This window comes from Limnohabitans sp. Jir72 (genome assembly GCF_003063575.1).
In the GTDB taxonomy this organism is placed as follows: Bacteria; Pseudomonadota; Gammaproteobacteria; order Burkholderiales; family Burkholderiaceae_C; genus Limnohabitans_A.
This window is the reverse complement of record NZ_NESC01000007.1, coordinates 12,187-31,822: the sequence shown is the minus strand read 5'-3', so window position 1 is coordinate 31,822 and position 19,636 is coordinate 12,187. Positions and strand designations below refer to the sequence as shown.

20 protein-coding genes are annotated in these 19,636 nt (G+C 57.0%); 13 read left to right on the top strand and 7 right to left on the bottom strand.

Going from position 1 to position 19,636, the window contains the following annotated elements; translation table 11 throughout:
* Positions 1 to 57 precede the first annotated feature (57 nt).
* Complete coding sequence (locus B9Z52_RS10925; RefSeq protein WP_108413894.1) at positions 58 to 555, bottom strand: cupin domain-containing protein; 498 nt, start codon at positions 553 to 555, stop codon at positions 58 to 60.
* Between the two features lie 25 nt (positions 556 to 580).
* Positions 581 to 1,207, bottom strand: coding sequence for a flavin reductase family protein (locus tag B9Z52_RS10920; RefSeq protein ID WP_108413893.1), 627 nt, complete (start codon positions 1,205 to 1,207; stop codon positions 581 to 583).
* Positions 1,208 to 1,410: 203 nt separating this feature from the next.
* Between B9Z52_RS10920 and B9Z52_RS17645 the strand changes: the two genes are divergently transcribed.
* The 12 genes from B9Z52_RS17645 to B9Z52_RS10860 are packed head-to-tail and all read left to right on the top strand — an operon-like array spanning position 1,411 to position 11,614.
* Entirely contained in the window at positions 1,411 to 1,602 is a 192-nt protein-coding gene (locus B9Z52_RS17645; protein WP_146182840.1) for a Flp family type IVb pilin, read from the top strand.
* Between the two features lie 12 nt (positions 1,603 to 1,614).
* Complete coding sequence (gene cpaB, locus B9Z52_RS10910; RefSeq protein WP_146182839.1) at positions 1,615 to 2,409, top strand: Flp pilus assembly protein CpaB; 795 nt, start codon at positions 1,615 to 1,617, stop codon at positions 2,407 to 2,409.
* Entirely contained in the window at positions 2,409 to 4,073 is a 1,665-nt protein-coding gene (locus B9Z52_RS10905) for a type II and III secretion system protein family protein (protein WP_146182838.1), read from the top strand. The genes cpaB and B9Z52_RS10905 overlap by 1 nt, the downstream gene beginning before the upstream one ends.
* 11 nt (positions 4,074 to 4,084) lie before the next feature.
* Positions 4,085 to 4,396, top strand: coding sequence for a hypothetical protein (locus B9Z52_RS10900; RefSeq protein WP_108413889.1), 312 nt, complete (start codon positions 4,085 to 4,087; stop codon positions 4,394 to 4,396).
* On the top strand, positions 4,393 to 5,322 hold the full coding sequence (locus B9Z52_RS10895; RefSeq protein WP_108413888.1) for a TadE/TadG family type IV pilus assembly protein: 930 nt from the start codon (positions 4,393 to 4,395) through the stop codon (positions 5,320 to 5,322). Before B9Z52_RS10900 ends, B9Z52_RS10895 begins: the two co-directional genes overlap by 4 nt.
* Positions 5,323 to 5,360: 38 nt before the next feature.
* Positions 5,361 to 5,846, top strand: a complete 486-nt coding sequence (locus B9Z52_RS10890) for a TadE/TadG family type IV pilus assembly protein (RefSeq protein WP_158270544.1) — start codon at positions 5,361 to 5,363, stop codon at positions 5,844 to 5,846.
* Between the two features lies 1 nt (position 5,847).
* Complete coding sequence (locus B9Z52_RS10885; protein WP_108413886.1) at positions 5,848 to 6,354, top strand: TadE/TadG family type IV pilus assembly protein; 507 nt, start codon at positions 5,848 to 5,850, stop codon at positions 6,352 to 6,354.
* A 9-nt stretch (positions 6,355 to 6,363) separates the two neighbouring features.
* Positions 6,364 to 7,518 carry an AAA family ATPase gene (locus B9Z52_RS10880; protein ID WP_108413885.1) on the top strand — a complete coding sequence of 385 codons (1,155 nt, stop codon included), beginning with the start codon at positions 6,364 to 6,366 and terminating at the stop codon, positions 7,516 to 7,518.
* Positions 7,494 to 8,945 carry a CpaF family protein gene (locus tag B9Z52_RS10875; RefSeq protein ID WP_108413884.1) on the top strand — a complete coding sequence of 484 codons (1,452 nt, stop codon included), beginning with the start codon at positions 7,494 to 7,496 and terminating at the stop codon, positions 8,943 to 8,945. The genes B9Z52_RS10880 and B9Z52_RS10875 overlap by 25 nt, the downstream gene beginning before the upstream one ends.
* Positions 8,942 to 9,940 carry a type II secretion system F family protein gene (locus tag B9Z52_RS10870; RefSeq protein ID WP_108413883.1) on the top strand — a complete coding sequence of 333 codons (999 nt, stop codon included), beginning with the start codon at positions 8,942 to 8,944 and terminating at the stop codon, positions 9,938 to 9,940. The genes B9Z52_RS10875 and B9Z52_RS10870 overlap by 4 nt, the downstream gene beginning before the upstream one ends.
* Before the next feature lie 4 nt (positions 9,941 to 9,944).
* Complete coding sequence (locus B9Z52_RS10865) at positions 9,945 to 10,886, top strand: type II secretion system F family protein (RefSeq protein ID WP_199222082.1); 942 nt, start codon at positions 9,945 to 9,947, stop codon at positions 10,884 to 10,886.
* A 2-nt stretch (positions 10,887 to 10,888) separates the two neighbouring features.
* Positions 10,889 to 11,614: an A24 family peptidase gene (locus B9Z52_RS10860; RefSeq protein WP_158270543.1), complete on the top strand. Its 726-nt coding sequence runs from the start codon at positions 10,889 to 10,891 to the stop codon at positions 11,612 to 11,614.
* Between the two features lie 104 nt (positions 11,615 to 11,718).
* Here B9Z52_RS10860 and B9Z52_RS17640 read toward each other — a convergent pair whose 3' ends face one another.
* From B9Z52_RS17640 to B9Z52_RS10830, 5 genes are read right to left on the bottom strand one after another with little or no spacing between them, the layout of a single operon-like run.
* Positions 11,719 to 13,758 carry a hypothetical protein gene (locus B9Z52_RS17640; protein ID WP_158270542.1) on the bottom strand — a complete coding sequence of 680 codons (2,040 nt, stop codon included), beginning with the start codon at positions 13,756 to 13,758 and terminating at the stop codon, positions 11,719 to 11,721.
* 51 nt (positions 13,759 to 13,809) lie between these two features.
* Positions 13,810 to 14,145: a hypothetical protein gene (locus tag B9Z52_RS10845; RefSeq protein WP_146182836.1), complete on the bottom strand. Its 336-nt coding sequence runs from the start codon at positions 14,143 to 14,145 to the stop codon at positions 13,810 to 13,812.
* 60 nt (positions 14,146 to 14,205) lie between these two features.
* Positions 14,206 to 15,387: an HlyD family type I secretion periplasmic adaptor subunit gene (locus B9Z52_RS10840; protein WP_233251926.1), complete on the bottom strand. Its 1,182-nt coding sequence runs from the start codon at positions 15,385 to 15,387 to the stop codon at positions 14,206 to 14,208.
* A 2-nt stretch (positions 15,388 to 15,389) separates the two neighbouring features.
* Positions 15,390 to 17,663: an ATP-binding cassette domain-containing protein gene (locus B9Z52_RS10835; protein WP_108413879.1), complete on the bottom strand. Its 2,274-nt coding sequence runs from the start codon at positions 17,661 to 17,663 to the stop codon at positions 15,390 to 15,392.
* A complete protein-coding gene (locus B9Z52_RS10830) occupies positions 17,660 to 18,946 on the bottom strand; it encodes a TolC family protein (protein ID WP_108413878.1) in 1,287 nt (428 codons plus the stop codon). Before B9Z52_RS10830 ends, B9Z52_RS10835 begins: the two co-directional genes overlap by 4 nt.
* Positions 18,947 to 19,306: 360 nt before the next feature.
* Between B9Z52_RS10830 and B9Z52_RS10825 the strand changes: the two genes are divergently transcribed.
* Positions 19,307 to 19,606: a hypothetical protein gene (locus tag B9Z52_RS10825; protein ID WP_108413877.1), complete on the top strand. Its 300-nt coding sequence runs from the start codon at positions 19,307 to 19,309 to the stop codon at positions 19,604 to 19,606.
* Positions 19,607 to 19,636 lie beyond the last annotated feature (30 nt).

Genomic DNA, 19,636 nt, shown 5'->3' with positions numbered 1-19,636 from the left:
AAAAAACCCGGCCGCGTGGCCGGGTGATGCGCACACAGCCCGATTGACGGGCAGGGTTCAGACCCCGCCTTGCGGATGGGTGGGGTCGATCCAGAGCACGGTCTCTGGTTTTTCGGCGGGCTCGATGTCCATGTTGACCGCCACCGCTTGCCCATCGCTGCGGCACAGCACGCACTCCAGGGTTTCGTCTGCGCTGGCATTGATTTCCTGGTGCGGCACAAAAGGCGGCACGTAAATGAAATCACCTGGGCCTGCTTCGGCGGTGAACTCCAGCGCATTGCCCCAGCGCATGCGGGCACGGCCTTTGACCACATAGATCACGCTTTCCAAAGGCCCATGGTGGTGGGCACCTGTTTTGGCATTGGGGTGGATGTGCACTGTGCCAGCCCACAGCTTTTGCGCGCCAACGCGGGCAAAGTTGATGGCCGCTTTGCGGTCCATGCCGGGGGTGGACGGCACGTTGCCGTCCAGTTGGTCGCCTGGCACCACACGCACGCCATCGTGCTTCCAGTCGGTGTGTGGGTGATCGTGTTTGTCGTGGTGGTCGTGTGTCATGGTGTGGAGCCTTGTGGTGCCAGGGTCATTTGCCCTGCCAGCTTGGGGGCCGGTGGACTTGGAACAGCTGCTCTGGGCCGATGCTGAAATAGTCCGCCGGGCCGCCCGCGCGCAAAACGTGCTGGGCGTTGGCGGTGTCGTAAATGCCGTCTTTGAGCAAGCGCTCGTCGATGTGCACGCCCACCACTTGGCCAAAAATCATCCAAGTGTCGACCTCTTGCCCATCGATGTCTTGCATGCGCAGGATTTGCGTGCACTTGCACTCGAAGCTCACCGGGCTTTCGGCCACCCGGGGCACGCTCACGATGCGCGAGGCCACGGGGGTCAGGCCCGCCACATCAAATTCGCTGACCTCGGGTGGCAGCGCATCACAAGTTTTGTTCATCGCTTCGGTCAGGGGCCGGGTCACCAGGTTCCAGACAAACTCGCCCGTGGCCTCGATGTTGTTGAGCGTGTCTTTGCGCCGGATGCTGGAAAAACCAATCAGGGGCGGCACGTAATTGAAGGCGCTGAAGAAACTGTAGGGTGCCAGATTGAGCCCCCCGTTGGCATTGCGGCTCGATACCCAGCCTATCGGGCGCGGGCCCACGATCGAGTTGAAGGGGTCGTGTTTCAGGCCGTGGCCCAAGCGGGGTTCGTAAAAGTGCACCATGCCTTGACTTTAAACCCGATTGCACACGCCGCAGTCGTGCACAAGACAGGATTCAGACTGTTGTTGGGGTGCAACAAAATAATCGAAAAATCGAAAAATCGTTTAGATTTAACGACTTACTTGACGTTTATGATGAATTTAATGAAAATCGCAAAACGGACACGCCGTGGGTGATATCCGCATCAACCTTAAAAGGAATCGAAATGAAAACTTTGAGTAATATGAGTGCCCGATTGCATGCCATGGTTGCGGCCAAGCCACAAAAGGGTGCCACCATGATTGAGTACGTGCTTTTGGTGGCTTTGATTGGTGTTGTTGTTGCAGTCGCTTTGCCTGACTTGACGACAGCGATTACAAATAAATTCACAACGATCAAGACGTCCATTGGTGTGTAAAGAGTCATAAGCGTGAAGCAGCTTTCATTGACCGCCATGGCCCTCTTGTTGGGGGCTTTGGCGACTTTTTTTGTGGCGCGAGGTCTGGGCTTGGTGGGGCGCGCTGCTTCTGCGTCCGAGGTGACCTTGGTCGTGGCTGCTTCCACCATCTATTCGGGTCAGCCCATCGAATCTGCTCAGCTCAAGCTGCTGGCTTGGCCTAAAGAAGGCGTTCCCGAGCAGTCATTCACCAAATCTTCCTTGGTTGCAGGACGCATTGCCAAGCAGACCATTTACCCTGGTGAACTCCTGCTCGAGCCCAAGCTCGCAGGCATTGACTCCAGGGGCGGTCTGGCGGCGGCCATTGAATCGGGCAAACGGGCGATTTCCGTGCGAGTGAACGACGTGGTGGGTGTGGCCGGTTTTGCCCTGCCAGGCAGCTATGTCGATGTGCTGGTCAGCGCCAAAGATGCCGCCAATATGCCTTTTTCAACGACGGTGTTGAACCGGATCAAAGTCTTGGCCGTGGCCCAAGAGACCGAGGCCGATCCAGCCAAAGCCAAGGTGGTCAACGCCGTGACCCTGGAGCTGACCCCCGTTGAAGCAGAAAAGCTGGACTTGGCGCGCAGCATTGGTGCCTTGTCGCTGGTGCTTCGCAGTGAAAACGATGCGGTAGACGTAGCTTCTTCGGGCACACGATTGGATGACATCTTGCGGTCCGGCAATCGCCCCAGCGCCAGAGTTGTTGGCAAATCTGTTTCTGCGCCAGCTGCACCTGACACCGTGACTTCCATCCGCGGTATCGCCAAACGCCAGGAGCAACCTTGATGTCGAAACTGGCAACGCCCTTGTTTCATACCGCCATTGCCCGAGTGATGGCGTTTTCGTTTGTGGCCTGCGCGGCCTCGGTGAACGCACTGGAGACCAGTGTCACCCCCGCCCACAAAGCACCCACCCACACGGTGGTCAAAGTGCAGCCCAAAGAGCTGGTCAAAGCGGCACATCCGCTGGCCAGCAAGGCCAAAGCACCTGTCACTTTGCTGACGGCTCAGTCTGCCGTCGTCAAGACCGCCTTGCCTGTCAACCGCTTGCCAGTGGTGCTGGACATCGCTGCCGGGCGGGCCCATGTGCTGGTCTTGCCTTTTGCAGCCAGTCGGGTGGCGGTGGGCAACCCGCTGGTGGCCGACTTCACCTTGGTCAAGTCCAACGAGTTGTACATCCTGGGCAAAAGTGTCGGTGCCACCAACCTGATCTTGTGGGACAAATCGGGTGATTCTCGAACCATCAACCTCACTGTGGGTGCCAACCTGGGTGTGTTCGCTGACGTACTTAACCGAGTGCTGCCCCAAGAAAAAGACATCAAACTCACCAGCGCCTCGGGCTCGATCGTGCTCAGCGGCGTGGTGTCCGATGCCATCGCCGCCGACTCGGTGGTGAACTTGGCTTATGCGTTCTTGCGCGAGTTGCAGCCCGGCCCTGGCGTGACGGGGCAAAACGCGTCCTCTGCCAATAACCAGCAGGGCTTTGCAGGCAATGCGCCGGGCAGTTTTGCCGCCAACACCTCGGGCAGTGTTGCGCCCACATATGGCGGTGCATCGCCTGCAGGCGCTCAAGCCATGGGCAATGCACAACCCAGAGCACAGGTCATCAACCTGATGCGCATACGCGATGCCCAGCAAGTCATGCTGGAAGTCAAAATTGCTGAGATCTCCAAGACGCTGCTCGACAAATTGGGCGTCAAGGGCGTTGACCGCGATGGCTTGATGCGCTGGAACATCATGCCCAACGTGGTGGGCGGTGCATCCGATGGCAGCTTGGGTCTTTTGCTGGGCCGCGGCACCACAGGCAAGGGTGCCTTGCTCGAGGCCAACAAAAACGATGGCTTGGTCAAAATTTTGGCCGAGCCGACCATCGTGGCCATGAGCGGCCATGAGGGCAAGTTCCTGGTGGGTGGCAAGGTGTTCATCCCGATCACGCAGAACACCGGCGGCAGCTCCACCGTCACGCTGGACGAGCGTGAGTTTGGTGTGGGTCTCAAATTTGTGCCCACCGTGCTCGATGCCGGTCGTGTCAGCTTGCGCGTGGCCTCCGAGGTTTCCGAGATTTCTAAAGAGCCATTGGTCATGTCGGTGGGTAGCAGCACGTCCATTTTGCCGGCCATCACCACCCGCAACGTGTCTACCACGGTGCAGTTGCGCGACAACCAAAGCCTGGTCATTGGGGGCTTGATGCGCAACAACATCACCGAATCCATCAAGGCTTTTCCGCTGCTCAGTGAGATCCCGATTTTGGGTGCGCTGTTTCGCAGCAGCGAATTCAATTCTGAGCTGACCGAACTGGTCGTCGTGGTCAGCCCGCGCATGGTCAAAGCCACAGACCAGGCTCCGGCACTGCCAACAGACCAGTTTGTGCCACCTTCCAGAGCCCAGTTCTTGCTCGAAGGCAAGCAAGAAGGCACTCCGGCAGCGGGCAAGCCAGCAATCAAAAAATAAGGGAGCCCAGCATGAAGAAAAACAAGGCTTTGGCTGTTGACCTCCGCCAAGCTTCACAGGCAGTGCGCAGCGTTCAACTCGGCCTGAGCAGTGTTGCATTGCTGCTCCTGTGCGCGTGTGGCTCAACAACACCCGTGCTGGATGCGCAATTTGGCTCAGCCTTGACGCAAGCCAAATTGGCGCAAACGATCACGCCAGCGGCCCCAGTGAGCGCAGAGGCCAGCAAACAAGGCACAGGTCAGCCCAGCGCCACAGAAAGTTTGCGTGGGCTGGAGTTGCACAACACAGGACGGTCTGCCCCTTCTGCGCCCACGGCGAAATGAAGCACCCATCCACCTCCCGCCAGCGTGGTGTTTTCACGGTCATCACAGCGATCGGGGCCGTGTTGTTGGTGGTGATTTTGGGCTTTGTGGTGGATGGCAGCCGTCTGATGGTGATCCAGGCTGAGCTGCAAAACGCCACCGATGCTTGTGCGCTGGCGGCTGCGGCTGAGCTCAACGGGTTGACTGGTGCCACCTACAGGGCTGCAGCTGCGGGTAGCCAAGTCGGAGGCGCGTTGAACAAGAAGAATTTTCAAGCTGTATCCGTCGACATTTCTCCAACAACCGACATCACGTTCAGCACCAGTTTGAACGGTACTTACTTTGCAGCTTCGGCGTCTTCGACGAATTACAAATTTGTGCAATGCACTGCGACGCACAACGGATGGATCAATGTATTCATGGGCTTGGTGGGCCTGGCCGATGATGTGCCTGTGGCCAGTTCTAAAGCTGGCTTGCAGCAAACAAGCAAAGTGTGTGTGTTGCCGCTGGCTTGGAGTGGTGCGTCACTGAGAGTTGCCAATTTGGAAACATCTTTGTCATCAAAAACAGCAAGTCAGTACAGCGATTTGATCACTGGTGGTGGTTCCTGTGGGATTTCCACCGATAAACGGATCGTCAGCGTCGATCTCACAAACAGTTTGAATACGACGCTGACCTCTGCGTTGACATCTCGGTACAACAACGATCCCAGCTTCGGAACAGGCGTGGGGCGATCCAGCAGACGTTTTCTGGCTGTTCCCAGCGTCGATGCATCTGCCAAGATTTCCAGTTGGGTTTGTTTAGAGTTGGGTGCAGGCGGGAGCATCACCTATCGGGGTGATATCAATGGTCCTACAGTTCCGTTTCCGAACAACAACACCTGCATCGCATCTGGCATAGCCGGTACAGGTGCTATTGGACCTTTTACCCCTGTGTTGGTGAGGTGAACATGTCCATCGTTTGCCAATCCTGGACTGTCCAGCGCATGAGGCGATCCAATCGCCGAAACCAAGGCGGTGCCGCTTTGGTTGAACTCGCGATCGTTCTGGTTTTGTTCATGGTGCCGCTCTTGTTGGGAATCATTGAAGTCGGGCGTTTGATCTACACCTACAAGACGCTCATCCATCAGGCCCACCACACGGCCCGATATTTGTCGGTGCAGGTGCCCGGAGAAAATCACGCTGCGGCCAAGTGCCTTTTCAAAACAGGCAAATTGCAAAACACGTGCGTGGACTCGGATTCCTTGTTCTCAGGTTTCAACGATGTCACATTTGAATTGACCATTGAGGACGCTTCCAATTCGGCAGCGAAAAAAGGCATCTCTACTGGCAATGCCACCTATCCCGCCAATGTGAATGTGGTCACGATCACAGCCAACAAATACCCATACACCTTCATTTTTTCTGATTTGTTCAATGCGCCTGCCATGGTTTTTGGGCCAATCAGTTCGACCTACAGGCAGGTGAACTGACATGAAGGCCAAGCGACAACGTGGCGCAGTCCTGATCGAGTTCACCTTGAGCTTCCTGCTTTTTTGGTTGATTTTTTTCGCCATTGTGGAATTTGGCCGAACCATGTTGGCATGGAATGCCGCCGGTGAGGCCACGCGACTGGCCGCCAGGTACGCCAGCATTTGCACCAGCGAGTCCGTGATTCAGAAAACCTCCATCGCCAACAAGGTGGTTTATTTGCTCCAACTCACAGGGCAGGCTTATTACGCCGATCCCAATGCACCGGGTGTAGAGAGCGACCTCACGGCACAACCCGATTGGTTGAAACTGGAATATTTCCCCGCAGGCTGTACCGACAGCAACTGTGAACAGGTGCGGGCCAGCTTGTCGGGTGTGAACCTCAAACTCCAATTTGCTTGGGTGACATTGGATTGGGCGTTGCCTGCTAATCCTGTCACGGTCCTGCGCGAAGGCATGAGCAGGAAGAACGTTTTTCCACCCAGCAACAACAACACTTATTGCTATTAAGAATTCCCCATGCACATCCTGATCTACGCCTGCCCCGACTGGCTCGTGCCATCGGCGTTCACACCCCACAAACATGACCGTGTCTCGTTTGTCAGCGGCAGTCTGGCCGACATGGCAGACACGGTGGTCGTGCGCAACCCGGATGTGTTGTTGGTCGCTGGTTTTCTGGATGCAGCCCCCTTGCTGGCGCAGCTTGAACAAGTGTGTGCGCAGCTGGCCCAAACCGCCGTTTTGCCAGTGTGCGTCAGCCCAGAGCCAGAATTTTTGCTGCGCCTGATGCAGATGGGTGTGCGCGAAGTTTTGCCAGTGGACGCTGTTCAGTGGGGGGGCGCGCTGGACCGTGCACGCGCCCGCATTCAATCGTCGCAAAACGGCACAGCCCCCAAGCGCGCATCACTCAAAATTGGGTTCATCTCTGCCAAAGGTGGCGATGGCAGCACCAGCCTTGCGGTCAACATGGCCGCCGCCTTGGCCAAGGACGCTGCCAGCAAGGTCTTGCTGATCGACTTGTCTTTGCCCTTTGGGGATGCCGATGTGTACCTCACCAGCAAGCCGGTTGACGCCGATTTGGCGGATTTTTGCAACGAAGTCAGCCGCCTCGACGATGCCTTGCTCGCTTCCATGGTCACGCAGATCACCAGCAACCTGCATTTCATGGCCTCGCCCACTTCCTTTGAAAAGATCATGGCCATCGACCCGGCGCATGTGGAGCAGTTGCTGGCCTTCGTGGCCACGCAATACAGCTTCGTCCTGATCGACATGGGCAGCAGTGTCGCGCCCGTCAGCTTGCGCCTGTGGGAGCAACTGGACCAGGCCGTGATCGTGTCATCGGTCTCGATGCCTTCTTTGCGTCGCCTCAACCAGATCCGGCAGTTGTGGGAAAACCTGGGCCTGAGCGTGGCCAAGCTCAACTTTGCAATGAACCGCGTGTCTGGCAAGCCCGACATGGAGTTGACGCAATTTGAGCGCATTTACCCGCAAAAACCTTTGCGCCTGTTGCCTGCCGATGTGCTCGGCATGAAAGCCTCGGTGGTGCAGGGCACCTCCTTGGTGGACATGCAGCCCCGATCTGACTATGCCCGCGCAGTATCGGCCTGGGCCGCTGAATGGTTGGGCCAACCCTTGAAAGACAAATCGCTATGGCAACGCTTAAGGAAAAAATAAGCGCCTGGAGCTACAGCGCCCCCGGCACCCTTGCAGTCAACGAAGGCAGTGCAGTCGTCAAGCCATTGGCCTTGGCGTCTGATGCAAGCTCGCCCCTGCAGCTTGCAAAGCCTGCGGCCGACACCCAGCCAGTGACGGCAGTGCCCGCCGTTTCGGGCAGCTATTACGCCCTCAAAACGAGGCTGCACCAGTCACTGATTGCCAAGATTGACCTGGCCGCAGCAGAAACCATGCCGCCCGATCAGTTGCGCACACAACTGCGCGAGGTCTTGCTGGGTTTGATTTCGGACGAAGCGATCCCGATGAACGAGCATGAGCGTCGTTCGTTGGTCGCTGATTTGCAGCACGAGGTGCTGGGCTTGGGGCCCTTGGAGCCTTTGTTGGCCGATCCCGATATTTCGGAAATCATGGTCAATGGCTTCGATACCGTTTTCGTCGAAAAGCGTGGCCGCATCGAGCGTGCGCCGATTCGGTTCAACGACGACACGCATTTGCTCAAGATCATCGACAAGATCGTCTCTCGGGTGGGGCGTCGGGTTGACGAGTCCAGCCCCATGGTCGACGCACGTCTGCCTGACGGTTCGCGGGTCAACGCCATCATTGCCCCCGTGGCGTTGGACGGTCCGGCACTGTCGATCCGCCGTTTTGCGGTCAAGCCTTTGAAGATGTCGGATTTGATCGATCGGCGCACCCTCACGCCCGGCATGGCCGAGTTGTTGGCGGGTTTGGTCAAGGCCAAAACCAACATCCTGATTTCTGGCGGCACAGGCTCTGGCAAGACGACCTTGCTGAACATTTTGTCCAGCTACATCCCTGAGCACGAACGCATCATCACCATCGAAGACACGGCCGAGTTGCAGATGCAGCAAAGCCATGTGGTGCGCCTGGAAACGCGCCCGGCCAACTCGGAAGGTCGGGGCGAAATTTCCATGCGCTCGCTGGTGAAAAACAGCTTGCGCATGCGCCCTGACCGCATCGTGCTGGGCGAGGTGCGCGGCGGCGAGGTGATCGACATGCTGCAGGCCATGAACACCGGTCACGATGGCTCCTTGACCACCGTGCACGCCAACACGCCGCGTGATGCCTTGGCGCGACTGGAGAATTTGGTTGGGCTTGGCGGCGTGACCTTGCCGGTCAAGCCCCTGCGGCAGCAGATTGCATCGGCCATCAATGTGATCGTGCAGGCCACACGCCTGAGCGACGGCAGCCGAAAAATCACCAGCATCCATGAAATCACGGGTATGGAGGGGGATGTGATTTCTTCGCAAGAAATTTTCCACTACGAGCGCACTGGCGTGGCCACCGATGGCGCGGTGCTGGGGCGCTTCAAACCGACGGGCATCCGCCCCTTGTTGGCCGATCGCCTCAAGGTCAGCGGTGTTGGGCTCAGTGACGACATGTTCAACCCCCTGACGGCCACCGAATGAGTGCTCTGATGATTCATGATCTGGCCCCTTGGGCGCTGCTGGCGGTCACGTTTGTGCTGGTGGTGGCGGGCGTGGTGGTGCTGGCCAGCATGTGGTCCCGGCAGTTTGGGCAACAAAGCCGGGCGCTGCGTCAACGGGTTGCCGCTTTTTTGCGCAACTCCTCTGGGGTAACGCTGGATGAGCGTTTGCTCAAGACCACAGCGGGCTACCAAAACAGTGAACTGCAAGCCTTGTTTCAGAAGCTACCAGGTTTTGATCGCTTGTCTGAATTGCTGATGCGCACCCAGTCCAGCCAATCGCCGCTGGGCTTTTTGGGCATGGTGCTGGTGATTGGGGTCATTGGTTTTTTGGGCGCATGGCTGGTGCTGAACCTGCGTGGGCAGTCAGCCATGTTGTTGGCCTCTGGCCTGGCCTTGCTGCCTTTGCTGATGCATGTGCGCAAGGACGCTCGTCAACGGCGCAAATTTGAAGAGCTGTTTCCCGAAGCGCTGGATTACTTGTCGCGGGCTTTGCGCTCTGGCCAGGGCCTGTCATCAGGCTTGGGCATGGTGGGGCAGGAGTTTGCCGACCCGATTGGGCGCGAGTTCAAGAAGACGGTCGATGAGATCAACTTTGGCTTGCCCTTTGCCGACGCCATGAACAACATGGCGCAGCGCGTCAAAAGCCCCGACCTGGACTTTTTTGTGGTCGCCATCGTCATCCAGCGCGAGACGGGGGGCAACTTGGCCGAGTTGCTGGGCGGCTTGGCCAAGACCGTGCGCGAGCGCATCAGGCTGGCGGGCAAGATCCGCATCATCTCTGCCGAGGGGCGGTTTTCGGGTGTGGTGCTGGGCACTTTGCCTTTCATTCTGGCGGGTGTGCTGACCCTGTTCAATCCCAAATACATGGACAGTTTGTGGGGCTCGCCGGAGGGTTTGCGCATCGTCACTGTGGGACTTTTCATGATGCTGTTGGGCGGCATTTGGCTTTGGAAAATCGTGCAGGTGAGGGTGTGACGTCATGATGAATTGGGACACGTCTACCCTGTTGGGTCTGGTTTTCAGTCTGTTGGTGTTCGCTGCCGTGGTGGTGGCGGTATTTGCCTTCAACCGCTTTGTGGAACAACGCAAAGCACAAAACCGATTCAAGGATTTGATGGGCACCGTCAAGCCTTCGGTCTTGCCGCAAGTGCAGGTGCCCAAGGCTTCGCGCTGGATGGACTCGCTCTACAAGCTGTCCTTGCCCACCGAAGGCTGGGGCGAATCTGCCATTCGCCTGAAGTTCTTGCGCGCCGGTTTTCGGCAAAGCGATGCCCCCCGGATTTACTACGCGGTCAAAAGTATTTTGGTGCTGCTGGTGCCCATCCTGGTGTCGGTGGCCTTGATGCTGTTGCAACCCGATTTGCCCAGCAACAAACTGGCTTTGTATGCCGTCTTGACGGCAGCATTGGGCTATTACGGGCCCGACGCGTATTTGCATTGGCGCACCCAAGCGCGGCGCGACACCATGCAGCGGGGGCTGCCCGATCTGGTGGACTTGCTGGTGGTGGCACTGGAGTCGGGCATGGGGCTGGATGCCGCCATCACCCGTGTGGCCAAAGAGCTGGCGCGCAGCAACCCCATGTTGGCCGAAGAGTTTTATTTGGCGGGTCTCGAAGTGCGCGCCGGTGCGGGGCGCATGGTGGCCCTCAAAAATCTGGCTTTGCGCATGAATCTCGAAGACCTGAGCGGGCTGGTGACCATGCTCAACCAGTCTGAGCGCTTTGGCACCAGTCTGGGTGAATCCTTGCGCGTGCAGTCCGAGGTGATGCGCCTCAAGCGCGGACAGCGTGCTGAAGAGATCGCCGCCAAGATCCCCGTCAAGATGCTTTTCCCGCTCATCTTCTTCATCTTTCCGTCCATCATGGTGGTTCTGGTGGGGCCTGGCTGGCTTCAGATTTCTGCGGCATTCGGATTCAAATGAACATGGCATGGACGCAGCTTGCGGGCGCTTTGGGTTTGGGGGGGCTGGCAGGGCTGGCCTCGTCGGTGCTGGTCACCTGGCTGCCCCAGAACATCCTGAATGAAGAGGCCCAATGGCTGGCCCATGTGCAAAACGAGCCATGGCAAGCCGTGGCCCCGCATGGCCTGCGAGCCTGCGCAGCGCATGCGGCTGCGCGCTGGCGGGCCACGCTGGGGTTTGCGGCGGTGGGTGCGGGCATGGTGGCGTGGCTGGTGCTGACTCAAGGCGCTTCATGGTCGACCCTCATGTGGGCTGTGTGGTTGTGGACCCTGTTGACCGCCGCCGCCATTGACCTGAAGACCCAACTGCTGCCCGACAAGCTGACCCAGCCATTGTTGTGGCTCGGGCTGTTGTTGCAAACCCAGCAGAGTCTGGCCACTGTGGGCCTGGAAAACGCCGTGTGGGGCGCTGCGTGCGGCTACCTGATCTTGTGGGCCATGGACCAGCTTTACATGCGCTGGCGAGGCATCAGCGGCGTGGGGCAGGGCGACATGAAACTGCTGGCCGCCATAGGCGCTTGGCTAGGGCCGCAAGCTGTGCCCAATGTGCTGCTGTTGGCCGCATCGACTGCGCTGATCGGTCAGCTGGCTTGGCGTTTTCGCCCATCAGCATCACCAGCATCGGACACACCTGAATTCGCCTTTGGGCCTTGGATCGTTTTGGCCGCAGTGGCTTATTTATTTTGGTAATGCACAGGCGCTGAATCTCTTCGCGCTTGAATTGATTTGCAGTGAATGACAGGCATAAAAAAACGCCACTTGAAGAAGTGGCGTTTTTCATTGGGCAGCAATATTTAGACGGGAAGCACTGGGGCTGGTGTCCAGTTGGTCGCACCCACGAAGTTGCTGGAACTGAAGTCGCCAATTGGAGCATTCGCGAATACTGCCATATAGGGACTAGGATCCATCGAGTAATGACTCAATGTAGCCGTTGTTGTTGTATCAGCAACATTCACTACAGGTGAGTAAGTGACGGTATAGATATTGTTAAAAACTTGCGGCACGATGAGATTGGTGGTATCAAAACCAAGCATGTGAGTTAAATTCTCAGCTTGTGTAGGATCCAGTTCAAAAACAACCGCATTGTTCAATAAATATGTATCTATTTTGTCAGCTGTTTGAGTGGGCGTATCACCAATTTGGTAGAAAGAATTCAAGAAGTCTGAGAGATTGGTTGAATCAACATACGTAAATGAATTAATAAATGGGTCGCCCACTGTAACACCGAGATCAATTTGACTGCCTTCATGATCGAAGAAACCAACGACTGTATCGCTGCCATTTGAGATATCGAGATGTGGTTTCAAATCAATTGTATTTTGATTGCCACCAATCACAAGCAAATCATCACCAGCACCACCAATCAAGACGTTGTTGTCGCCGTGACTGAAAATAAGGTCATTACCACCCATACCGTTCAGGATTTCGCCGTCGTGGCCTTCAAGGCCAGCCAACACATCTTCGCAATCAGTAGCAATCAAATTCCCGTTGACATCGTGATTGGTGATCAGGCGATAGAAGCCCGCTTCATCACGATTCACCGTATTCAAAGAAGGATCGATCGTGCTGTCATACAGATTCAAGAGATAGCCGTCGAATGTGGCTTGTTCTTGGAACTGCACATATTCAACCGATGTGCTGGTGTCAGTGCCAAATTGATCCACAACGGTCGTGACAGTGTGCGTGACAGACAAATCGACATTTTGGAAATCAATTTCTGCAACCAGGTTGTGACCAACAGGTGCGCCGTCAGAGCAAACCTCTGTGACATCCTGATGCGTGAAATTGAGTTCTGTAATGACGTGCGAGCCAGTGATATCGGCATGCAGTTTGTCAAGATCACGAACGCCATCAACGATATTTTGCTCATGGATCACGATCTGGGTCACACCATGCTCGTCAGTGGGCGAGTTATTGACCATGTACGAAATCGAATGATTGGTATTGGCGTCAAGCATGCCGAAAGTCGGCAGCGTGCGGTCAATGACGACTTCAACAGGATCGCTAACCAGTACGCCATCCGACACAACAACGTGCAATGTTTGATCAATGCAAAAAGGCACAGGTTCGCTTTGGTCAGCGCTGTCAAGGCGGTAAATTTTGCCTGTAGCTGAGTCGATCCAGAATCCTGCACATGTATCGGTTGTAGAGCCGTCAACCAAGAAGTAGTACTGGAAAACCGTGTGCGCAGCAGGATCATCCGCATCGGTTGGGCTCCATGTATGGCTCTGCATGTCAACTGCAAGTTTGTCGTCTGCATTGACTGGCAGCTTGAAAGTGACAGGACCAGTTTGGTTTGTGTCGTATTTCAGCACCGGAGCATGGGAACCTACTGGAGGTGGTTCTGGTGGAGGTGCGGGTGGCGTAGGCGCAGGATCGCTGCCTTTGTTCGGCACCAGAGCCACCGTAGGCAACAAAGCCAAAGGCGATATCACCGCCGCTGCACCCGCAGCACCTGCTGCGCCAGCGGCCGCTGCACCTGCAGCGCCCGCACCCGCCGCTGCGCCACCAGCTGCACCAGCGGCCGCGCCGCCGGCTGCACCACCTGCGCCGCCAGCACCGCCCAAAACCACTTCGGTCACTTCAGCTTGTGCCATCACCCACTCAGGCGAATCGGTCACAGTGCCTTGGCCTGTGACGAACGTTTCGTCTTCCGTCTTCATCCATTTGCTGCTTTTGCTGCTGGGCAGTGTTTGCTGCAAGCGCGTCAGGGCTTCCAGGTCTGCGCCTGACAGCTCAACGAAGCCTGCTGGTGCTTTGGCTGCGAGCATGCGTGCGGCCGCATTGGTGTTTTGCGCTGCAGCGCCAACGGGTGAGGTGATTGGTTTTGTCATGGTTGATTTCTTCGAAGGATTGAGAAGTTAGGCTGTGCCGCAAGGCCCCAATCAGTTGGAACGCACGCAGTAGTAGCCACCACCTGCAAAAGGTTTGCCATCGATGTTTTCGGCTCTGGCGTGGTAGCCGCGGGCCTCAAATTTGTATTTTTCAGTGTTCAGTGATGCGCACACTGCTTGACCATTTGTTTTCAACTCGCTCGGCACCGGGCCAAAGGCACCGGGCTTGTCCCATGTGCGCACGTCATCTTTGATGGTGATGCGTGGCGGCACATCGGCTTGTTTGTCACCAATGGAAGGCGTTGAGCAAGCAGCCAACAACGCGAAAGGCAGGCAAAGAGCAACGAGTTTTTTCATTTTTAATGGTGAGAGTTGTTCAAAAGCCAAATTATAACAAGTACATTGGATTCAACAAAATAATTATTGAGCGTTGTGAAAATGTCAAATTTATCGCTCGCCCAATGATTCGTTCAGTGTCTTGATCATGGGTTTGAGCAGGTATTTCAAAACGGTGTTGCCACCGGTCTTGATCTCGATGGTGGCCGTCATGCCGGGCTGCAGCTGCAAGTTTTCGTTGGGACGGCGGTTGAAGCGTGGTGACTCTGTGCGGACCTGAACCCGGTAATACGCCTGTTCGCCTTGCTTGACGTCTTCGCTCAAGGTGTCGGCGCTGATGTAGGTCAGCTTGCCATTCAAGGAGCCGTAGATCGTGTAGTCGTAGGCGTCGATCTTGATGACCACGTCTTGGTCGGGTTTCAAAAAGGCCACGTCAGAGGGTTTGACTCTGGCCTCTACAATCAAGGCATCGTCCACCGGCACGATCTGCATCAACTCGTCGCCGGGGCGCAACACACCACCACGGGTGGTCACGCGCACGTTTTTCACCGTGCCGTTGACGGGGGCCCGCAGTTCGGTGTTGTCCAGCAGGTTTTTGCGCTGAATCAGTGTTTCTTTGGCACCTGCCAGGTCTTCTTCCAGTTTGTTCAGCTCGGATTGGCTGTCTTGCTGGTATTTGTTTTTGCGGTTGGTGATTTGGCCTTCTTGCTCGGCCACCATGCGTTCCAGGCGCAGCACTTCGGCCATGCTCACGTCACCGGTTTTCAGCAAGGGGCGTGTCATGTCCAGTTCTCGCTGGGCCAGGACTTTCATTTTCTCGATGGCTCGGATCTCTTGCTCCAGGCCTTCGCGGCGTTTGGCCAGCAAATCCAGCTGGTTTTGCCGGAATTCCGCGAATTGAAGGGTTTCTTTTTTGAAGATGGGTTCGCCACCGAACACTTCAGAGCGCAGGCGCGCCACGGCGGCGCTCAGGCCTGCAACCTTGAATTCGGCTTCGCGGTAGCTGGCCTCGGCCTTGGTTTGGTCAAATCGAACCAGCAAGTCGCCGCGGTTGACCTCGGCACCTTCGCGCACCCGCAACTGTTCGATCACACCGCCGTCGGGGGCTTGGATGATTTGGGTCCGGCTGCTGGGGATGATTTGGCCTTGTGCCCGCGTGATTTGGTCGATTTGGGCAAAAAATGCCCAAGCCACAAAGAGCCCGACCACCAGAACACTGCCCCAGACGCCCAGGCGCAGCATCAGCGCTGATTCACCTTGTGGCTGGTTGTAGGAATGAATTTTTTTGCTCATGTTCAGGATGTTGGATTGACGGGAGGGCGGCTCAGCGCGGCACCAGCGGTGTTCGCTGTGGCTTGTCGTTGCTGTTGGGCCTGTAGTTGTGAATCGCGCAGGCGTTTCAACACCTCATCGCGGGGGCCATCGGCGACCACTTTGCCCTTGTCCAGGATGATGATTCGGCTGAAGTGGCGCAGCATGCCGGGCTTGTGGGTGACGACCACCAAGGTGGTGTCTTTGGGGCGGGTGCCAAACACGCGCTCTGCCACCAGCTCTTCCAGCTGCGGGTCCATCGAGGCGGTGGGTTCGTCCAGCAGCATGATGCGCGGTTGCGCCAGCACCAGGCGGGTCAGTCCCACCAATTGACGTTGGCCGCCAGACAAGCCTCGACCGCCCTCGGAGATCTCGATGCCCAGACCTTTGGGGTGGCCGCTGAGGAGGCGGTCCAATCCGGTGGTGCGTGCGGCCAGCATGATTTGCTCATCGGTGGGCGAGGGCAGGCCCAGCGCCAGGTTTTCGCGCAATGTGCCTTGGAACAAACGCACATCCTGCGGCAAATAACCGATGTGCTCGCGCACAAACTCGGGCGCGAGGTTGTTCATGTCGATGCTGTCCAACAGCACGCGACCTTCGGCGGCTTTGTACAAGCCCGACAAGACCTTGATCAGCGAGGTTTTGCCCGAACCCACCGAGCCCAGCACGGCCACGCGTTCACCGGCCGAGATGCGCAAATCGTCCAGGGTCAGTGCGGGGGCGTCCGGTCCGTAGCCAAACTTCAATTTCTGCACGTTCAGATTGCCCGAGCATTGGCCTGGAACCATGCGGCGCTCACCGGCTTGGCTGTCCGGTTGCATGGCCATGATGCCGTCCAGGCCGCGCAGTGCGGTTTGCGCTTGTTGCCATTGCACCAGCAGGCCCGAGATCTGGGCAATCGGGCTCAGGGCGCGGCCGCTGATGATGGTGCAAGCGATCAGCCCACCCACGGTGAGGTCGCCTTTGTTGATGGCAAACACACCCGCTGCGATCAGACCGACATAGCTCAGTTGTTGCAGGGTTTGTGTCAAATTGCTGGACAGGTTGGTGATGTTTTTGATCGCCATTTCGTCGCGACCGAGCAAGTGGGTCAAGGCGCGCCAACGGTCCAACATCTTCCATTCGGCACCTGCAGCCTTGATGGATTCGATCCCATCAATGGCCTCGATCAGCAAACCGCTCTTGCGGTTGGACTCTTGCATGTGCACTTCGGTGAGCTTGGCCAAACGGGCGCGAAAGCCTAAGCCCGCCACGATCGAAATCGGGATGAAGATCAGCGGCACCACCGCGACAGGACCAGCGATGATGGCAATGACAACCACGAACATCAGCGCAAACGGTGCATCTGCAAAGATGAACAGCGTGGACGATGTCATGAAATTGCGCACCATCTCGAAATGACGGATTTGCGCTGCAAAGGTGCCCACGGTGCGGGGGCGTTGGTCCATGCGAATGGCCAAGGCGTGCCCAAAAAACACGCCCGACAATTCTTCGTCAATGGCTTTGCAGGCGCTTTCAATCAAGCGGTTGCGCACTTGGCGCATGGCCAGTTCCAGCAAAATGGCCATCAACACGCCGATGGTCAACACCCACAGCGTGGCAAAGCCCTGCGTTGGCACGACGCGGTCATAAATCTGCATGCTGTAAAACGACGAGCCCAGTGCGATCACGTTCACCGTCAGGGTGGTCACTGCGCCTTCGACAAAGCTGCGCCAGCGCTTGAAGATGGCATGGCGAAACCATTGCCGTGCCGTGCGCCGTTGAGCCTTGTGGGTGCCGCTGCCCAACTCGTCAGTGCCGGATGCGTTGTCGCGTTCCCTGGCCAAGGGTTCGTCGGTGCGCAAGACCAGCACGCGCCCCCTGCTGGCGTCCATGGGGCTCAGGTTGACCGAGTTGCCCTGCGGGTCCACACAAGTGAGGGCACCCGTCGAGACCATGCCGCACACAATCAAGAGATTGGCTTCACCGGGCTCGGTGCGTTCTTGTGAAACCCAAAGCGCGGGCGCGTCGTTGGGCGAAAGTGGAAACTGCGCATCGAAAATATCCGACGCTGGAAAGCGTGCCCGCCACAACTCGATGGCTTTTTCAGGCACCGCCAAATTCGCCAGAGGGGCACCGTCCAGCGTCTCGGACATCATCGCAAAGCGATGCCAAGGCACTGCGTGGCCCTGCATCGAGGCCAAGCGGGTCAGGGCTTGCGAAAGTGGGTCAGCCGGGTTTGCTGTGGGGTTGAGCGTTTCAGATGGGGAAGAGATCATTGTTTGGCAGCGTCAAGCGAAACACCCAGAGATTGCGGACTCAAGTCGCCGGTGGACAAATTCACGCGCAAGGCAGAGCGCAAGATGCCCCATTCGGCATCGGCTTGTGCATAGCGGGCTTGCGCAACTTCACGCTGTGCGTTGAGCACATCGATCCATGTCTTGCGGCCCACGGCGTATTGGCGAATGGTCGAGTCAAAGACTTCAGTGGTGGCTGCGACTTGGTTGCTCAAGTCTTTCAATTGCATTTGCTGTGATTTCAGATCAGCCCAATCGGCCGTGACCGCTTCCAGCGCATCGCGCTCTGCAGCCTCGCGCGAGGCGCGCAGGCTCTCGAGTTTGGCCAGTGCTTCCTTGATCTGAGACTGGGCCACCAGACCTGCGCCTGTCTGGTAGTCCAAGGCCAAGTAGGTTTGCGTGTTGCTGATGAATCCGCCCGTGTTGCGGTCCACACGCAGCTTGATCTGGGGCCACATGCCGCTGCTGCGCGATTCAATGTCGGCCTTCGAGACGGCCTCTTCTTCGGTCAGGCGACGCAGTGCGGGCGAGTAGTCCAATGCTTTTTGACGGACAGTCAACTCGCTCATGTCGTTCAGGTTGGGTGTCGCCGGTGTCTGGATGTTGGTGACCGCTTGACCCAGCGCCAGGGTCAGGCTGGAGCGAGAGCGATCGGCCAGCGCGCTGAGTTGGTTCAACTCGGCACGCGCCTGCGACAGTCGGGCATTGGCCATGGTGCCATCGCTGGTGGGGCTGATCTGGCTTTCCACGCGCCTGCCAATCAGGGCGGCCAGACGTTCGTGCTCTTGCACGTTCGACTGTGCCACCTGTTGGCGAGTTTGGGTGCGCCCGAGATCGGTGAACGCATTGATCACCCGTCCCATGATTTCTTGCTGCGATACCGTCACCGATGCGCCAGATGAGCGGATGCTGGCCTCTGCGCCTTCAATGTCCGCGCTGATGCGCCCGGCATTCCACAGCGGTTGTTCCACGCGCAGGGACGATGTGGCATTGCCATAAACGTCCTTGCCTGTTTGCGCTTGGAAGTTGGGGTAGCGTTGGCGCTGTGCGGCATCCAGCCTTGCTGCTGCCGCGGCCACATCGTTGCGACGGCTGGTCACAGTGGGGTGCGAGCTGATGGCGATGCGCAGTGCATCCTCCAACGCCAGGGGTGGGGCGCTGCTTTGGGCCAGCACCGCAGAGCCGCCCAACAAACTGACCAAAGCCAGAGACAGCGAGGCAATGCGACGTTGGAATGGGATCGCGTGGTGGATGGTGTGTGTCATGTAGAAGACCCTGGTAAAGACCTTGATAAATTTGGTGTTATCAGTTTGCTCAATCGAATGAATCAAAGATCACAATTTCGGCCATTCTATTCGATAAACGAGAAAACATAAAAATACGTTAATTAAAACAAATGAATTGATTTTGAGTTTTCTTCACCTATTTTGACGCTGTATTGGGGCTGCTTGCGGGCGCTCGCTTGAAAAGTGCAAGTGCTGATGCCGCGAGACCATGGATGGCCGTGACAAAAAAGATGGTTACAAATGCCGTTGAAATGTATAATTTTCCAAATCTGACAAATTCAATGCTGCTTGCCTTGATTTATGTCAATTAACGAAAGAAATCTTTTTGGGCTGTAAACAATGAAAATTTTGATTCGATCCGCCACTTTGTTGGCCTGTTTGCTTGCGGGTTCGGTGATGGCGGCGACGCCTTCTGCCGGAGATGGGGGTGCCAAAAACGGCAAATCCAATAATTCTTCTGGCAATCGCTTGCCGGGTGGGTCGGAGCACATTCCTGCGGGTCTGGGTACGAATACCCCGCCAGCACAGGCCAACCGCACACACCACGCGCGACGCCAGGATGCTTTGCAGCACGCCCAAACCGTGATCGTTTCGCGTGAGCAATTGAGAGAACAAGCGGCCAGCAGCGTGGCACCTTGATGCCGCACCTGAGCTTAAAAAAATACCAAC

Coding starts and splice junctions, on each gene's coding strand:
- B9Z52_RS10830 (WP_108413878.1), bottom strand. CDS start 18,946: ATGACACACACCATCCACCACGCGATCCCATTCCAACGTCGCATTGCC.
- B9Z52_RS10880 (WP_108413885.1), top strand. CDS start 6,364: ATGCACATCCTGATCTACGCCTGCCCCGACTGGCTCGTGCCATCGGCG.
- B9Z52_RS17645 (WP_146182840.1), top strand. CDS start 1,411: ATGAAAACTTTGAGTAATATGAGTGCCCGATTGCATGCCATGGTTGCG.
- B9Z52_RS10900 (WP_108413889.1), top strand. CDS start 4,085: ATGAAGAAAAACAAGGCTTTGGCTGTTGACCTCCGCCAAGCTTCACAG.
- B9Z52_RS10890 (WP_158270544.1), top strand. CDS start 5,361: ATGAGGCGATCCAATCGCCGAAACCAAGGCGGTGCCGCTTTGGTTGAA.
- B9Z52_RS10870 (WP_108413883.1), top strand. CDS start 8,942: ATGAGTGCTCTGATGATTCATGATCTGGCCCCTTGGGCGCTGCTGGCG.
- B9Z52_RS10840 (WP_233251926.1), bottom strand. CDS start 15,387: ATGAGCAAAAAAATTCATTCCTACAACCAGCCACAAGGTGAATCAGCG.
- B9Z52_RS10825 (WP_108413877.1), top strand. CDS start 19,307: ATGAAAATTTTGATTCGATCCGCCACTTTGTTGGCCTGTTTGCTTGCG.
- B9Z52_RS10920 (WP_108413893.1), bottom strand. CDS start 1,207: ATGGTGCACTTTTACGAACCCCGCTTGGGCCACGGCCTGAAACACGAC.
- B9Z52_RS10875 (WP_108413884.1), top strand. CDS start 7,494: ATGGCAACGCTTAAGGAAAAAATAAGCGCCTGGAGCTACAGCGCCCCC.
- B9Z52_RS10925 (WP_108413894.1), bottom strand. CDS start 555: ATGACACACGACCACCACGACAAACACGATCACCCACACACCGACTGG.
- B9Z52_RS10905 (WP_146182838.1), top strand. CDS start 2,409: ATGTCGAAACTGGCAACGCCCTTGTTTCATACCGCCATTGCCCGAGTG.
- B9Z52_RS17640 (WP_158270542.1), bottom strand. CDS start 13,758: ATGACAAAACCAATCACCTCACCCGTTGGCGCTGCAGCGCAAAACACC.
- B9Z52_RS10885 (WP_108413886.1), top strand. CDS start 5,848: ATGAAGGCCAAGCGACAACGTGGCGCAGTCCTGATCGAGTTCACCTTG.
- B9Z52_RS10895 (WP_108413888.1), top strand. CDS start 4,393: ATGAAGCACCCATCCACCTCCCGCCAGCGTGGTGTTTTCACGGTCATC.
- B9Z52_RS10865 (WP_199222082.1), top strand. CDS start 9,945: ATGATGAATTGGGACACGTCTACCCTGTTGGGTCTGGTTTTCAGTCTG.
- B9Z52_RS10860 (WP_158270543.1), top strand. CDS start 10,889: ATGGCATGGACGCAGCTTGCGGGCGCTTTGGGTTTGGGGGGGCTGGCA.
- B9Z52_RS10835 (WP_108413879.1), bottom strand. CDS start 17,663: ATGATCTCTTCCCCATCTGAAACGCTCAACCCCACAGCAAACCCGGCT.